The following is a 15,259-nucleotide window of genomic DNA, read 5'->3' as shown; positions in this document are numbered from 1 at the left end:
CCGCGGCGAGGGCGCTGAGCTTCGTGGACTGCAGGCCGCGGTCGAGTCCGGCCGCCGCGAGGGCGCTGAGCTTCGTGGACTGCAGGCCGCGGTCGCCGGCCGCCGCGATGATCGATCGAGTCGCCTTCGCAAGTTCCGGCACTTACTCTTCGCCGCCCGAGGTTTCGTCGCGGTCAGGACCGTTCGTCATGCCGAGAAGATAGCGCCTGGCGCCGACGCACCTGTGGTCGAAACCGACCGATTCTGTGGCCGTTACGAGCCGGCTTTGGACGGTTCAGAATCGGGCGTTTTGTGCGCGCGTCAGTGGGCGCGACCGCGGAGTAGCTCGATGAACTCGTCGGCCATGCCGAGCTTGCGCGCCAGGTCGGCGCGGCGCTCTTCGGCTCGGGCGACATAGCCAGCGAGGCGGGCGCGGGCGTCGTCACGTCCGACGGCGTCAGGGTCATCGAGCCGGTCGACGAGGTCGAGCAAATCGCTCATCTCCTCCAAGGTGAAGCCGAGGGGCTTCATCCGGCGGATGACCAGGAGGCGGTCGACGTCCTGCTCGGTGTAGAGACGGAAGCCGCCGTCGGAGCGGCCGGAGGGTCGCAGGAGGCCGACGTCGTCGTAGTGGCGCAGGGTGCGCAGGGACAGGCCGGTGCGGTCGGCCACCGCGCCGATGTGCATGGTGGCTTCCGCGGTAGTGGCCGTGCTGCGCTCGCTCATGACCCGATTCTCCTCGACTGGACCAAGGCCATAACTCTACCCTCACGTTAAGGTAGAGTCGCCGCTGGCCCGGCCCTTCGTCTCCCGCCTGACTGCGGAGGGCCGGTGCCACCTACAAGCTTCCGTGCGCAGCGTCGCGTGCTCAGTCCTGTCCATCCGGACCTCGTCTCGCGACCGGGTCTCGGGGCGTGCGCGCCCCCGCTCCTTGAAGGAATGCTGCGTGTCTGAAGAAACCTGCGCCTCCCTGCCCGACCCTGCCCCGCAGCCCGTGCCTGTCACGGGTGCTCCTGAGGCCACCGCTTCGGGGTCGTTCCGGGCCGCGTTCAGCTCGGTCAAGACCCTGCGGACCGAGGTCCTGGCGGGCCTCGTCGTCGCGCTCGCTCTGATCCCCGAGGCCATCGCGTTCTCGATCATCGCGGGTGTGGACCCGCGCATCGGCCTGTTCGCGGCGTTCACGATGGCTGTGACGATCTCGTTCGTCGGCGGACGCCCCGCGATGATCTCCGCCGCGACTGGCGCGGTCGCGCTCGTCATCGCGCCGGTCGCGCGCGACTACGGGATCGAGTACTTCATCGCCACCGTGATCCTGGCCGGCGTCTTTCAGGTCGTCCTCGGCCTGGTCGGCGTGGCCAAGCTCATGCGGTTCATCCCGCGCTCGGTGATGGTGGGCTTCGTCAACGCCCTGGCGATCCTCATCTTCACCTCCCAGCTGCCGCACCTGTTCGGTGACAAGGTCACCGGCGACAACCGGTGGCTGATCTACGGCCTGGTCGTGGTCGGCCTGGTTGTCATGGTGCTCCTGCCGCGCTGGACCAAGGTCATCCCCGCCCCGCTGGTCGCGATCGTGCTGCTCACCGCCGCCACCGTCGCCGCGGCGATCAACGTCCCGACCGTCGGCGACGAAGGAGCGCTGCCCGACTCGTTGCCGTCGCTGTTCTTCCCGGACGTGCCGCTGAACCTCGAGACGCTGCAGATCATCGCGCCGTTCGCCCTCGCGATGGCCCTGGTCGGCATCATCGAGTCCCTTCTGACGGCCAAGCTTGTCGACGACATCACCGACACCCACTCGAACAAGACCCGCGAGACCTGGGGCCAGGGCGTCGCGAACGTCGTCACCGGATTCTTCGGCGGCATGGGCGGGTGCGCCATGATCGGCCAGACGATGATCAATGTGAAGGCCTCCGGTGCCCGCACGCGCCTGTCGACGTTCCTCGCCGGCACGTTCCTGCTGGCCCTGGTGGTCGGGTTCGGCGACGTGGTCGCGACCATCCCGATGGCCGCGCTCGTGGCCGTGATGATCATGGTGTCGGTGGGCACGTTCGACTGGCACTCCATCAAGCCGGCCACCCTCAAGCGCATGCCGAAGTCCGAGACCGCGGTCATGCTCGCCACCGTCGTCGTCACCGTTGCCACCCACAACCTCGCCTACGGCGTCCTCGTCGGGGTCGTGGTCGCAGCGATCCTTTTCCTGCAACGGGTGTCCCACCTGACGACCGTCACCCGTCTGGACGCGGACGACGCCGACGACGAGCGTGTGTACGCCGTCGACGGCGAGCTGTTCTTCGCCTCCTCGAACGACCTCGTCTACCAGTTCGACTACACCGCCGACCCGCACCGCGTCGTCATCGACATGTCGAACGCCCACGTGTGGGACGCGTCCACGGTCGCCGCCCTCGATGCCGTCCAGCACAAGTACGCCCAGCACGGAAAGACCGTCGAGTTCCGCGGCCTCAACCCCGACAGCGTCCAGCGCCTGGAGCGCCTCGCCGGCAACCTCGGCACCGGACACTGACGAGCGGAGCCGGCCGATGCGCAGGGGCCTCCGTATCGGCCCGGCTCCGTTCTACTCAGGTGCGTGTCTGCCGGGCAGACGGCTCCGCTGATTCCGGCGCCCTCGACGGTCACGACTGGGCGTCAGTCTTCCCGCGCACTACCTCTCAGCAGCCCATCCGTTGCCGGGGGCGGCGCGCGCGTGTACCAGCACTCAGCGTGCGGCGCGCTGCGCACCGATGACAGCGGAGGTGCCGAGGTCGCTCTTTGGCAGCGGCTGGCCGGCAGTGACGGCGTCGATCCAGGCGGTGGTGTCGGCGACCGCTGCCCAGTTCGAGTTGAGCACCGTCAGCAGGGTCGTGTGCACGGCCATTGCGTCGGCGAAGCCAGCGTCGTTGGCGATGTTCACGGCGCCGGTCGCATCAGAGAGCACTTCAGCGGACAACTCGTGCGTCTCTGCCTCCGCAGCCGAGCTGATGATGCAGTTGTTCGTCATGTAGCCGACCAGGGTGATGGTGTCGATGTCCCGCTCTCGCAGCCAGGCGAGCAGGTCCGTGCCGGCGAAGACGGTGCCGTACTGCTTGACCACCGACTTCCAGTCGCCAGATCGGCGGCCCTCGACCTCAGGGTGAAGTCGGAAGCCCTCAGAAGTGGGGTCGAAAACCGGCGCACCCTCGCCCACGGTGTGCTGCACCGCGACGACCGGGATGCCTGCGGCGGCGGCGGCGTCGATAGCACGGGCGATCTGCGGCAGTGACGTGTCGTGGGGCGGGTACTGGATCTCCAGCGGGCCGCCGAAGTACTCCTGCTGCACGTCGACGAGGACGAGGGCACGGCGCGGGGTGGTCATGGGTGAGAACTCCTCAGAGGGTCGGTGAGGCGCCATGGACTGGGCGCCTGATCGATCCTCACCGCCGACGCCGGTGCGCACCATTGGCACGCGTGCACGCTTACGATGGATACGTGCCAACGCTTGCCGACCGCTTCCGCATCGCCGTCTATGCCTTCGACGGCATCACGATGTTCCACCTCGCCGTCCCGCAGCTCGTGTTCGGGGAGGTGGCGCGACAGGGCCTCGGACCCTGGGAGACCGTTCTGTTCTCCGACCGGGCCGGGTCGGTTCGTACCGCTGAGGGCTACGCAATATCGGGCGTGGCCGGGCTTAGCGCTGCTGAAGACGCTGACGTCGTGGTGCTGCCTTCCTGGCACGAAGATGCCCGGTCCGTCGCCCCGATGCTCCGGCGGGCGTTGCAGCGTGCACACGCTCGCGGCGCGACCGTCGCTGGCCTTTGCCTCGGCGCCGTCGCCGTCGTGGATGCTGGGCTGCTGTCGGGTCGTACGGCCGTGACGCACTGGCAGGCGGTCGACGCACTGGCAGACCGGCATCCAGACGTCACCATCGATCCCTCTGTCCTGTACATCGACCACGGTGACGTGCTCACCTCCGCCGGTACCGCTTCGGCGATCGACGCGTGCTTACATCTGGTGCGCGGCCGGCTCGGAGCGGCTTCCGCCAACCAAATCGCGCGCAACCTCGTCGTAGCCCCACACCGAGAGGGCGGGCAGGCGCAGTACATCGACCGGCCCCTGCCGCCGCGTCCTTCCGAGGACCCCATGTCCCGCGTCCTGGAATGGGCGCTAGAGCACTTGGATCAGGCTTTGACCACTGACCATCTGGCCAAGGTCGCGCACATGAGCCGACGAACCTTCATCCGGGCGTTCCACGCGTCGACGGGAGCCACGCCGGCCGCATGGGTGCGTGCGCGCCGCCTCGACGAAGCCCGCCGTGTCCTCGAGTCCACCGATCTCCCGGTAGAGCATGTGGCGAGGGTCTGCGGATTCGGCAACGCTGTCACGCTGCGCCAGAACTTCGCCGCTGCGTTCGCGACGTCACCGTCGGAGTATCGACGCCGCTTCGATGCCCGCACCCTGCCTGCCTGATCGGCTCGTATGCCCGCGCAGAGGAGGCGTGCCCACTGGGACTACCCTCAAGCGGCGCGTGCGGCGTAATTCCTATTCGGCGCACGCCGTCAGAATCGATTCTGGGTCGCACCAGAATCGGGTTCTGGCAGTTTCGAAACCACCCGGGGCGAGGCGGCCAGAGCACCGCCTCGTGCCTCAGTCGTTCCGGTCGGTCGCGCTTGCCCGCTGCTCGCGCAGGAGAACGAGTGCGAGGAGGGCGGCGGCGAGGAGCAGGCCCGCCGCGACGGTCAGGGCGGTGCTGTAGCCGGCGACCAGTGCCTGGTCGGTGGGCAGGGTGGCGTTGTCCGGGCGGGCGGTGACGGTGGCTGCCACGCCGGCGAGCAGCGCGAGCCCGAGCGCGACGCCGATCTGCTGAGCGGAGTTCAGCAGCGCGGAGGCGATACCGGCCTTGTCGGGATCGACGCGGTAGACCGCGGCCTGGGTCAGGGTCAGGACCCCGAGACCGAACCCGAGCGCGAGGACGAACATCGCGGGGGCGAGGAGCAGCCAGTACCCGGTGTCGACGGTGATCGTTGAGAACCAGAGTGCGGCAGCGGCGCCGAGCAGACCGGCGGCCGCGGCGACGTAGCGTGGCGCGATGCGCAGCAGCAGCTTCGGCGCGATCCCGGCGCCGACCACGATGCCGAGGGCGAAGGGCAGCCAGGCGAGCCCGGTCTGTAGCGGGCTGTAGTGCTGGACCTGCTGCAGGTGCAGGGTGATGACGTAGAACGTGCCCATCGGGCCGATCGCGAGCAGCAGCATGGTCAGGTAGGCGCCGGTGCGGTTGCGGTCGCGGAACAGGCTCAGCGGCAGCAGCGGGTTCCGGCTGCGGGCCTGGCTGAGGACGAACACCGTCAGCAGAACGCCTGCGGCGACGACGAGGCCGACCGCGACCGGGTCGCCGAGACCCTCTTCACCGAACCGAGTGATGGCGTAGACGAGACTGACCATGCCTGCGGTGCCCAGGACGGCGCCCAGCACACCGACGCGGCCGTGGTGACGGTCGGCGGCCACGAGGGTGCGGCTGCCGAGCAGCACCAGGAGCCCGATGGGGACGTTGATGAAGAAGACCCACCGCCAGCCGAGGGTTTCGGTGAGCACGCCACCGAGCAGCAGCCCCAGGATGATGCCGAGCCCAGACATCGCCCCGTAGAGCGAGAGCGCCTTGTCGCGCATCGAGCGCTCGGAGAAAGTCGTGGCGATCAGCGCGAGGGCGTTCGGGGCGGCCATCGCAGCGCCGATGCCCTGTACGGCGCGGGCGACGACGAGCATCGCCGTCGTCTGCCCGAAGCCGCCGACCAGAGACGCCAAAACGAACACCGCGATGCCGACCTGCAGGGTGCGGCGCCGGCCCCACAGGTCCCCGACCCGGCCACCGAGCAGCAGCAGCGCGCCGAACGCCAGGATGTAGGCGTTGACGACCCACGGCAGATCGACAGCCTCGACGCCGAGCTCGGCCTGAATGCTCGGCAGCGCGATGTTCACGATCGAGTCGTCGAGCACGAGCATCAGCTGTGCGGTCGCGATCACCAGGAGAGCCACCAGAGCCCCGCGCTGCGTCGTCGCCGACTGGTTCTTGGCCACGCCTTCCTCCCGTTCACGGCGCACCGGCCGCGTCGTCGTCTTAGACCGCCGCCAGCCCGTCCGGTCCAGACGAGGGCAGCACGGCGAGCGACTATACCCCATAGGGGTATCTAGCGGAGCGGCGACGACCACCTCGTCTGCGTCTTCCTACAAGCCCTGCTGGCCGCTCAAAACCGACCGCTTCTGACGCGGCGACCGCGCGCGCCTGCCGCGCCGGCGACACGCCGCTCAAAAACCCAGTTCAGAACCTCCGCCGGTGCAGAACCTCCGGCGGGGCTTCTGCTACGGCCGAGTGCGCTGTCGATCGACGGTCGGCGGAACCATGGTCCTTGAGATCGCCTGGGTGCTCGTGCCGACCAGGGAGTGATGCAACCTACGTTGCACGCCGTGCGCCGCGCCCGGGTTCGTGCAAGGTGCAGCGGCGCGTTCATGCGATCTGCGCTGGCACGTCGACATCGGCACAGCATCGCATCGGGAGCGCGTCATGGGCGAGGGCTGCCAGAACGTGCCGCCGACACGTGACGGCGGCACGTGGAAGGACGTGCGTCGGGTGATCATCGCCGACGCCCGCTTCTGGATGCGACTCCCTACGGGCGAGTCGCTAGCATCCAAGACATGCTCACCGTCCCCTCCCGCGCAGGCTCCGAGGACATCCCTCGCGCTGTCATGCAGGGGTCCGCCGGAACGGCCGAAGGGGGCGGGATCGTCGATCGCCGCCTGGCGGAGCGCCTCCTGCCGTGGTGTCCAAAAAGTGTCCAAGAACAACGACAACCAAGGCCCATGGACGCCTATCAGCGACCACCACGAAGGCATCTGCGACGGACCATCGATGCAGGTCAGCGCGATTTCCTGCAGGTCAAGAGGTCGGCCGCATCAACCGAATCTCCACCAAGGGGTCGCAGGTTCAAATCCTGTCAGCCCGACCGTGTGTGATGTCTCAGGACATCGGGATGGCCCGGACCCACGAAATGTGGGTTCGGGCCATCGTTATTTCTGCGTGTTGGTGCCGCGTGGCTGGTAGTGGCGGGTGAGGTCGATGGTGAGCTCACGCAGGATCTCGCCGGTGGCGGCGTTGATGATGCGCACGTCGTGGTCGTGGATCAGGAGCAGGACGTGGGTTCCTGCGTGGGGTCGTCCGATGCCGATGTGGCGTAGCTTGCCGGCGATGCGCAGGGTGACGCAGCCGGTCTTGTCGATCTTGTCGCGGCGGAGTCGGTCGTGGCTGTCGTTTTCTCGGGCTGTGGTGCTTGGGCTTGGGGGACTGCTGCACGGATAGGTGACACCTGACTGTGGTGCCTGCGGGTACCGCTGGAAGGATGTTCACCGTGCCCAGACCCCATCCCAAGGAGTTCCGTGACGACATCGTGGCCATCGCCCGCCAGGGCGAGGTGCGTATCCGTTGGGCCCGTCCTCGAGCGGCATGGTGTGGGTATCGAGATGTGCCGGCGTCAGGGTCGTGTTCCCCCCCCCCGATGAATGACCCGGCTGGTCGCAGGAGCCACCGCCAGCACCGAGCACAGCAGCCCGCCAAGAAGGATGCGAGCACCCGCACTCTCGCTAGCGTGGAGTTGCGGTCCAGAGGCGTGGCTACCAGGCAATCGTCGCCTGAAGGCGACGTAAGAATGTGGAGGTCCGACATGGACGCGCGCGAGAAGGTCATCGCCTGGTTGAACGACGCGTACGCGATGGAGCAGGCGCTGGAGGAGACCCTGGTGCGGCACGCGAAGGACGCCGAGGATGACCCCGAGGTCCGTTCCCGCATCGAGCAGCACGTGCAGGAGACTCGCCGGCAGGCCCAGACGGTGGAAGGCTGCATCGAGGCGCTCGGCGGGTCCGTCTCGGGCGCCAAGAGTGCGTTCGGCTCGATGTTCGGCGCCATGCAGGGCATGGCTAACCGGCCGATGGGCGACACGATGCTCAAGAACGCCCTGGCCGACTACGCCGCCGAACACTTCGAGATCGCCTGCTACCGCGCCCTCATCGACGCCTGCCAGAGCATCGGCGAGGACGACGTAGCGTCCCGGCTCACGGTCATCCTGCAGGAGGAGGAGGCCATGGCCCGGTTCCTGGAGGAGAAGCTGCCTGGCGCCGTCGCCGGGGCGTTGGCCGATGCGGGCTGACCGGCCCCGCGATGCCGAGGTGACCGAGGTGGCCGACGGCGTGCACCGCCTGGAGCACGCCTTCGTCAACGTCTACCTCATCACGGACGAAGACAAGCGGGTCACCGTGATCGACACCGGCCTGCCCGGCACCTGGAACCTGCTGGGCGCGGCGCTGCGCCGGCTCGGCCGGCGCCCGTCCGACGTCGTGGCCGTGGTGCTGACGCACGCGCACTTCGACCACACCGGTTCGGCTGCCCGCGCACAGTCCGTGCTCGGCGTACCGCTCTGGCTGCACCGGGACGACGTCGAGGTCGCCGCCCACCCCTATCGGTACGCGCACGAGAACATGCGGGCCTGGTACCCGCTGCGCTACCCGGCCTCGATGCGGATCCTGGCAGCCATGGTCGGTGGGGGCGCGCTGCGGGTGCCCGGGGTGCACGGGACGCGGCCCGTCGAGCCGGGCGCCGTGCTCCCCGTGCCGGGCTCACCCCGCGTCGTATTCACCCCGGGCCACACGCCCGGACACTGCGCACTGCATCTGCCGGAGCGGGACGTGCTGTTCACCGGCGACGCGCTGGTCACACTCGACCCGTACACGGGAAGGCGCGGAGCACAGATCATCGCCGGCGCGGCCACCGCCGACAGTGGCCAAGCCATGCGGTCCCTTGACGACCTCGCCGCCACAGGCGCCGGCACCCTGCTTCCCGGCCACGGCGATCCCTGGACAGGCCCGGTCGCCGAAGCGGTGGTGCGGGCCCGCGAGCTCGGGGCCCACTAAGGGACCGCCGCCGTCCGCTGGACCTCTGCATCAGCGGACCCGATGATGCCGATCGAGCCCGGAGCGAGGCCGCACCAGTTGTGGCTCGGCCCGATGGGTGCGGGCAGGCTCGACCCGGACGTACGGTCGAGACAGAAGGGCGCCCAGGACTCTCGTCACAACCCCGCGTTCTGCAGGCCCCTTCGCCACGCCCGGCCGATCCAGCCCCGCGCTACGCGGAGGACGGTTCGCTCCCGTGGTCGCTGACATCGCGGACCCCGGGCATCGGGGTGGTGCCGGTGAACTTGTCCCTGAGGGTGTCGACGCCCTCCTGCGGGTGAGCCAGATCGATGAGATCTCGGCGCTGGCCCTGGGTGGCCGCCGTGTCCAGGCTCATGGCGACCTCACGATCCTGCTCGAGGCCCGGATCGCATTCCCCTTCCCGGTTGAACGACCACATCAGCACGGGGTCGCCCAGCGGCAGGTCGTGTCCTCCGCCGGTGTCGTGGCGCCCGGTGTGCCAGGTATGCCACGTCTTGCCGTAGCTGTTCATCAGCCGCTTCATCAGTGCCTTTTCGGCAACCGCGGGCAACCCCGGAGCCACCAGCTGCCCCGACAGCAACTCGAAGTTGTGCGGGTGCCAGGAGGGGCGCTCCTCGGCAGGAAGACTCTGGAACAGGCGCTCGGAGACGATGTACTCGATGCCGATGAGGTTCGCCTCGGGCGTGTTGCCGTCGAAGATGACCGCCTGGATGAAGTCGTCGTTCACGACCCGGCAGTAGTGATGGGCCTCCATCTGCATCATCGGGTCTTCCTTGGCCAGGTGAAAGCCGACGACGTACACGTCGAACTTCTTCAGCGGCGCGGTGTCCTGTAAGACCTTCGCGCCCTTCTCGAGTGTCGCCAGCCAGACGCCCTTGCCCTCGCCCGCGGGCGGCAGGGGGCTGTTTCGCTCCGTGACGCTCATCCGTTCCTCCTCCAGACGCGACCACCGGGCGCACGGACAGCCGTGTTGGCCAGGTGGGTCCGCTCGGGGTTGTGCCGAGCGCCGCGCTGCTGGACACCCGACCCGTGACCGGCGGGCCCTGAGCACCGCCAGGCCACCTCGTCATGCTGCCCGCGACCTGCTCGTGCACGCCACTGCTCGAGCACGTCTTCAGCCGCGGGACGAGCGCAGGACGAAGGGGCTACGGTCGAGAAGTCATGTGCGGTCTTAACCTCGGGACGGCGCGAGCACGTCGGGAGAACGTGATGACACCAGATCCGCGGCAGATCGACGCCGAGCTGGTCGAGATGGAGCGTCAGCAGATCGGCCGTTTCCGGTACGACATGCACGAGGACCGCTGATGGTGGTCCGACGCCGCCTACCGGCTGCACGGCTTCGAGCCGCATGAGGTGGTCCCGACGACGGCGCTGCTCCTGGCGCACAAGCACACCGAGGACCGGAATCGCGTCCACCGGATGTTGCGTCAGGCGCAGGTGCACGGCGCGCCGTTCAGCAGCGTGCACCAGATCATGGACGCCCGCGGCGAGGAGAAGACGCTCGCCTTGGTCGGCGAGGGTGTTCGCGACGCCGCGGGGCAGGTGGTCGGTCTCGTCGGGTTCTTCGTCGACGTCACCGAAGTGATCCGGCACCGCGCGGACGCCCGCGACCGCCGCCATCCGCGCCTCGGCGGCTAGCCGGGCTGCCATCGAGCAGGCCAAGGCGCTAGTGGCTGCCACGCTCCGGATCGACCTTCAGGACGGGTTCGAATGGTTGCGCAAGACATCCAACGAAACCAACACGCCGCTGCGCTTCCTCGCCGCCACAGTGGTCGACGCCGCAATCGGCCATGGCCGAGAGTTGCCTGCCGTCCTCGCCGAGCTCAACCCTCCGCGGCGATCGCACTGACGGGTGCGAGCGGAATCGACCGACCAGTCCGGTGAGAACGGAGTCTGGGTTGCGAGAGTCTGATCCTCTCGCCTGGATGTGGCGGCGCGGCCATCGGCACGGTGCTGGGCGCTCAGCGAGGTCCAAGTCCTGTTCGGCCATCGAGTAGTTCGCGCACGACGTCCAGATGGCCGGCGTGCCGTGCGGTCTCTTCAACAACGTGCAGGATGATCCCGCGCAGGTCGGCGAACTCTTCGCCCAGCGGTTCGGGGTGACTACCGCAGGGGCGCGCCGACAACGGGGTGCGGGCGATCACCGCGTCTGAACGGCGGCACTGATCCTCGTAGAAGGCGAAAACCACCTCCGGGCTCCGAGGTGTCGTCAGCGGGGCATGATCATCGGTCCACGGCACCGGTTCGGCCTCTCCGGTGACGACCTCCTGGAACCAGTGCCTCTCCGCGTGCGCCAGATGTTCGATTAGCCCGAGGGGCGTCCAACCGGAAGGTAGGACGGGGGTCGTCAGGGCCTGAGTGTCGAGCCCGTCGACGATGGCGAGGACGCTAGCTCGCTGCGCCGCGAGGAAGGCCGACAGCGTCCTCTTCTCCGTGATCTCTGTTGGCATGTGCGAATCCTGCCAGGAGTCAACGACGCTGGTCTTTACGCAGGGGCACAGCGACCTCTGATGCGACGCGTGCAGAGGGCGTGAACGTCACCGCCGGTGCTGGCGGCAGACCTGAGCATCACTCGCCAGGGGTGCGGTTGACTCGGCAGGTGCCCGAAGGACCCGAACGGCCGCTACCGGATCGACCAGGTCACGGGCCGCGCGTCGTTCGTGGCGGGCCGCGCAGGACTGACCTGCTCCTCGGCGCCCTCGGGTGCGACCTGGCCTTGGCGATGACGTCTCGCGCGGCCGCGTACTGTTCAGTTCTCCGTGGGGGACCGTGATGTCCGCGCGACCGTCGCGGTAGACCCGCTGCTCGTGGTCTTCCTCCTCTTCCGGCTCACCTTCGTGCAGGGCATCGCGAGCATTGGGGTCACGTAGCGACGGGAAGCTCGCCCCGGGTGTCGGTTCGGGCCGTCCCCATTCGTCGTCCTCATGACACGGCCGCGGTGGCCGTGCAGGATGTGGAGGCGACCGATGCGATTCCTGGACACGATCCTGAGATCGGACCCCGAGGCCCGGCGGTACTGGGCGGACGTGCGGCGGCAGGGCCGCGGCGTGGGCGACGGTGTCGACGTCGCTGACGTAGCCCTTTTCGGCCCAATGGTGTTCGCCCGCACGAACGATGAGGAGGCCTGATGCGGTACCTGATGCTGGTCGTCGAGCCTGACGTGCCCGAACGTGAGCCGGACACCGACATCGAGGACTGGGTGCGCCGGCACGACGGCGACGGCTCACGCGTGCTGGGGGAGCGGCTGCGGCCCGCCACCGACATGCGCCGCGTCCAGGTGCGCGACAGGCGCACGCTGGTGTCGGACGGCCCGTTCACCGAGTCGAAAGTGGTGATCGGCGGGTTCGACCTGATCGAGGCGCCCGACCTCGAGGCCGCGCTCGCCATCGCCGCCGAGCACCCTGGCTCCCGGGGCGGCGGCACGGTCGAGGTGCATCCGCTCTGGCCGGCCGGCGGCGCCGAGCAGGCGTGACGACGTCGTCCTCGCGGAGAAGTTCGCGCAGGAGGCGTTCGCGACGGCGCTGCGCACCTGGAGCCGCGACGGGGTGCGGGACCTGCCCGGCGCGTGCCGCACGACGACGGCGCGGCGGCACGCGATCGATGTGCTGCGCCGCTGTCGCAACCCCTGGCGGACGGCGCGCCGGGCGATGCCGACGCCGACCCGCTGCGCATGCCGTTGATCCGCTGCCACCCCGGCGCTGGCGCTCGAGGCGCCGGGCGGCGCTCACACTGCGCTCCCTAACGGGGATGACGACGCGAACTGACCGCGAGTTAGCTGCAGCATTGCAGCCTCAGTGTGTCGTGACGGGTCGTAGGTACAGGTCGGCGTCGCATCCCAGTTCTCCCGGTTCGAGCAGGATCCGGTCGAAGTCGGTGAACCGCCAGGCCGCCTCACCGTCGGACCGGACTGCCACCACGCAGTCGCGCGTGCCCAGCACCTGGACGGCGATGACGAGCTCCTTCTCGTGCCGTTCGGCGTCGACCGCGGCGTCGTCACCGAGCGCGGCCCACACCGCCGGCCCGACATCCGGGGGTGGGGCGCTGTCGGGAAGCGCGTCGAGGACCTCGAGTACACCTGTCTCGAGGTGAGCGCGCCGAGATGCGACCGGGGTTGGCTGCGGTGTTGCCGCGGCGATGGGTTCGGGGCAGTCGATCCGGTCGTGGTCGGCGATTCCGTCTGGGTCGAACTGGTGCACCACCAACCGGACGCAGGTCGTGCGGCTCCCGGAAGACCTCCCGGCGTCGAACACCGCGACGCCGTCTTGGTGAGCTACGTGGACGGTGACAGCCAGGTCGACTTGCGCGCCGGAGTCGTCGTCAGTGCGGCCCTCCCAGGCCAGCGGCACGACATCGTACGAGGTACCGACCACGTCGTGGGGAGAGCGGGGGTGCGCCACCGCGCCCTGGGCCACGGACTCGGCATCCTGCACCTCACCCTGCACGTCCTGGATGTCGTCCGCGATGCCGTCGATCACGTCCCCGTTGAGACTGCGCGCCAGTCGCTGCCCGCTTTGCGGGGTGAACGCGACGTATGCGATCACGGCGGGGATCCCGAACACGAGCGCGAGGAACACGAGCGCCCCGGCCCGGCCACCTCCGCCGCGCTCCGATCGGCGGGCGCGCTCGGGCATGACGTCAGGACCCCAAGGATCGACCACGTCCTGGATCATCTCGGTTCAGGTGCGAGCACGCCAGTCTGCGCCAGCAGATCGCTGCCGTCGAGGAGTCCGCCCGGCCTGATGGCGCACGCCTCAGCTCGGCAACCCCACTGCCGCGACGGGCGCCGCGTTCCTCGTGCTGGGCCTGTCCGCATACAGGTCTGGTGCGCTGCACCGAGGCGGAAGGCCGCACCTCGGACGCACGAGCTGGCCGGCATGGCGTTACGGCTCGGCGCGCCGGGTCACGACCGCGACGTAGCGGCACCCCGCCGTGGTCTCGTTCGCGAACACTCGGGGGAGGGGGGCTCCCAGCTCGAAGGTGTCGCCCGCCGCCAGGACATGGGTGTCGGGTCCGTCGGTCAGGGTCAACTCGCCGTCGAGCACCCAGAGGAGCTGGGCGATGAACGCGTACGCCGCCGCGGGGTAAGGCACCCGCGCCCCGGCAGGCAACAGAACCTCCGTGACGTCGGCGGGGAACATCGGGGTGGAGACCTGACGGCGCAGGTAGCCGGTGTCCGGGTCGGTCCACGCCGGGACGTCGGCGTCCCGGCGCGGACCAGATCCCTCACCCGGAAGGGGCGCCGCAGGCTCGAGCAGCGACGACACGCTGAGCTCGAAGGCCGCGGAGAGCTTGCCCAGGACCGTCGCCGTCGGGCTGGCCTCGCCGCGCTCGACCTTGCTGATCATCGCCCGCGAGACCCCCGAGGCCTCCGCGAGCTCGCTGAGCGACCAGCCCCGGCGCGTCCGCTCCGCCCGAACCCTCTTTCCCAGCCCATGTGATGCGTCTACTATCGTGGACATGAATCCACTATACGACTCGGTGCTCACCGTCCGGGCCGTCCGTACCGGGGACTCCGAGGCGGTCCGGGCCATCCGCAACCACGCCGTGGAGACGACGACGGCGATCTGGACCGGCGTCACCATGACCGCCGACGAAGCGCGCGCCTGGGTGGAGGGGCACGTGTGTCGCGGGGCCATGTTCGTCGCCGAGACCGGCGACCACGTCGTCGGGTACGCCTGCTTCGCGCCGTGGCGAGACAAGGAGGGCTACCGCTACTCGCTCGAGGACTCCGTGTACGTCGCGCCTCACCAGCAGGGCAGGGGAGTGGGACGGGCGCTGATGACCCCGCTCCTCGAGGCCGCCCGTGCGGCCGGTGCTCACCGGATGTACGCCGACATCGAGGCTGGGAATACTGCCTCGCTGCGACTGCACGAGAGCCTCGGATTCGAGCGCGTCGGCGTGCTGCGCGAGGTAGGCACCAAGTTCGGACGCTGGCTGGACCTCGCGATCCTCGAACTGGCGCTCTGACCCGGCCGATGGCGGGGGTGACCCTCACCGGAAGGCCCGGGCTCGGGGGGCTCATGGGCGCCTGCTTCGGTGACGATCAGCGATCAGCGACAGGGGCGTGTAGCCCCATGTCTCGCCGCCTGGACGCCCAGCCCGATCTCCTGCATGCCGGCCGTGCGCTCGGGGGCGGCGAGCAGCGGCCGCCGCGGGGTGGCCGCTGCCGGGGAGTCTCCCCATATGTGACGGCCGTCACGAACCACCGTGGGATCCTGGCCCCAACGTTTCCCGTCCGCCGGCCGTCCCAGCGGGTGAGGACGGCACGGGAGGGACTGGTGGGTCGACGATGAGTCGCTGGGAGGACGAGCTCGCCGAGCTCGCACGGGCACGAGGC

Annotated in this window: 15 protein-coding genes; 8 read left to right on the top strand and 7 right to left on the bottom strand. The window is 69.2% G+C overall.

Going from position 1 to position 15,259, the window contains the following annotated elements; all coding sequences use genetic code 11:
- Nucleotides 1-300: 300 nt before the first annotated feature.
- On the bottom strand, nt 301-705 hold the full coding sequence (locus tag ACFUVW_RS13215) for a MerR family transcriptional regulator (RefSeq protein ID WP_430571788.1): 405 nt from the start codon (nt 703-705) through the stop codon (nt 301-303).
- Between the two features lie 244 nt (nt 706-949).
- Here ACFUVW_RS13215 and ACFUVW_RS13210 point away from each other — a divergent pair, with 244 nt between their 5' ends.
- A complete protein-coding gene (locus ACFUVW_RS13210) occupies nt 950-2,497 on the top strand; it encodes a SulP family inorganic anion transporter (RefSeq protein ID WP_430571789.1) in 1,548 nt (515 codons plus the stop codon).
- Nucleotides 2,498-2,689: 192 nt separating this feature from the next.
- Here the strand turns inward: ACFUVW_RS13210 and ACFUVW_RS13205 are convergent, their stop codons facing one another.
- Complete coding sequence (locus ACFUVW_RS13205) at nt 2,690-3,325, bottom strand: isochorismatase family protein (protein ID WP_430571787.1); 636 nt, start codon at nt 3,323-3,325, stop codon at nt 2,690-2,692.
- A gap of 113 nt (nt 3,326-3,438) precedes the next feature.
- Here ACFUVW_RS13205 and ACFUVW_RS13200 point away from each other — a divergent pair, with 113 nt between their 5' ends.
- Nucleotides 3,439-4,416, top strand: coding sequence for a GlxA family transcriptional regulator (locus ACFUVW_RS13200; RefSeq protein WP_430571786.1), 978 nt, complete (start codon nt 3,439-3,441; stop codon nt 4,414-4,416).
- 177 nt (nt 4,417-4,593) lie between these two features.
- Here the strand turns inward: ACFUVW_RS13200 and ACFUVW_RS13195 are convergent, their stop codons facing one another.
- Nucleotides 4,594-6,021, bottom strand: a complete 1,428-nt coding sequence (locus tag ACFUVW_RS13195) for an MFS transporter (protein WP_430571785.1) — start codon at nt 6,019-6,021, stop codon at nt 4,594-4,596.
- Nucleotides 6,022-7,658: 1,637 nt separating this feature from the next.
- On the opposite strand from ACFUVW_RS13195, the gene ACFUVW_RS13190 reads away from it, so the two are divergent.
- Both ACFUVW_RS13190 and ACFUVW_RS13185 read left to right on the top strand, forming a co-directional pair.
- Nucleotides 7,659-8,141, top strand: a complete 483-nt coding sequence (locus ACFUVW_RS13190) for a ferritin-like domain-containing protein (RefSeq protein ID WP_430571784.1) — start codon at nt 7,659-7,661, stop codon at nt 8,139-8,141.
- 19 nt (nt 8,142-8,160) lie between these two features.
- Nucleotides 8,161-8,901 (top strand): MBL fold metallo-hydrolase, encoded by a 741-nt coding sequence (locus ACFUVW_RS13185; protein ID WP_430571783.1) that lies wholly within the window; start codon nt 8,161-8,163, stop codon nt 8,899-8,901.
- 211 nt (nt 8,902-9,112) lie between these two features.
- Here ACFUVW_RS13185 and ACFUVW_RS13180 read toward each other — a convergent pair whose 3' ends face one another.
- Nucleotides 9,113-9,847, bottom strand: coding sequence for an OBAP family protein (locus ACFUVW_RS13180; protein ID WP_430571782.1), 735 nt, complete (start codon nt 9,845-9,847; stop codon nt 9,113-9,115).
- A gap of 428 nt (nt 9,848-10,275) precedes the next feature.
- Here ACFUVW_RS13180 and ACFUVW_RS13175 point away from each other — a divergent pair, with 428 nt between their 5' ends.
- Together ACFUVW_RS13175 and ACFUVW_RS13170 are read left to right on the top strand one after the other, a co-directional pair.
- Nucleotides 10,276-10,560 carry a PAS domain-containing protein gene (locus ACFUVW_RS13175; RefSeq protein WP_430571781.1) on the top strand — a complete coding sequence of 95 codons (285 nt, stop codon included), beginning with the start codon at nt 10,276-10,278 and terminating at the stop codon, nt 10,558-10,560.
- Between the two features lie 31 nt (nt 10,561-10,591).
- Nucleotides 10,592-10,771, top strand: coding sequence for a hypothetical protein (locus ACFUVW_RS13170; protein WP_430571780.1), 180 nt, complete (start codon nt 10,592-10,594; stop codon nt 10,769-10,771).
- Between the two features lie 112 nt (nt 10,772-10,883).
- Here the strand turns inward: ACFUVW_RS13170 and ACFUVW_RS13165 are convergent, their stop codons facing one another.
- The gene (locus ACFUVW_RS13165) at nt 10,884-11,372 is read right to left on the bottom strand and encodes a DinB family protein (RefSeq protein ID WP_430571779.1); all 489 of its coding nucleotides are present in this window, start codon (nt 11,370-11,372) and stop codon (nt 10,884-10,886) included.
- Between the two features lie 677 nt (nt 11,373-12,049).
- Between ACFUVW_RS13165 and ACFUVW_RS13160 the strand changes: the two genes are divergently transcribed.
- Nucleotides 12,050-12,394, top strand: a complete 345-nt coding sequence (locus tag ACFUVW_RS13160; RefSeq protein WP_430571778.1) for a YciI family protein — start codon at nt 12,050-12,052, stop codon at nt 12,392-12,394.
- 319 nt (nt 12,395-12,713) lie between these two features.
- Here ACFUVW_RS13160 and ACFUVW_RS13155 read toward each other — a convergent pair whose 3' ends face one another.
- Both ACFUVW_RS13155 and ACFUVW_RS13150 read right to left on the bottom strand, forming a co-directional pair.
- The gene (locus tag ACFUVW_RS13155; protein ID WP_430571777.1) at nt 12,714-13,592 is read right to left on the bottom strand and encodes a hypothetical protein; all 879 of its coding nucleotides are present in this window, start codon (nt 13,590-13,592) and stop codon (nt 12,714-12,716) included.
- Nucleotides 13,593-13,802: 210 nt separating this feature from the next.
- A complete protein-coding gene (locus ACFUVW_RS13150) occupies nt 13,803-14,381 on the bottom strand; it encodes a helix-turn-helix domain-containing protein (RefSeq protein WP_430571776.1) in 579 nt (192 codons plus the stop codon).
- Between ACFUVW_RS13150 and ACFUVW_RS13145 the strand changes: the two genes are divergently transcribed.
- Nucleotides 14,380-14,889 carry a GNAT family N-acetyltransferase gene (locus tag ACFUVW_RS13145; RefSeq protein WP_430571775.1) on the top strand — a complete coding sequence of 170 codons (510 nt, stop codon included), beginning with the start codon at nt 14,380-14,382 and terminating at the stop codon, nt 14,887-14,889. The two genes, ACFUVW_RS13150 and ACFUVW_RS13145, sit on opposite strands and share 2 nt — an antisense overlap.
- The last annotated feature ends 370 nt before the right edge of the window (nt 14,890-15,259 follow it).

The sequence above is a fragment of the Isoptericola sp. NPDC057391 genome (assembly GCF_042668085.1).
Lineage (GTDB): Bacteria > Actinomycetota > Actinomycetes > Actinomycetales > Cellulomonadaceae > Isoptericola.
This window is presented reverse-complemented; position numbering and strand designations above follow the sequence as displayed.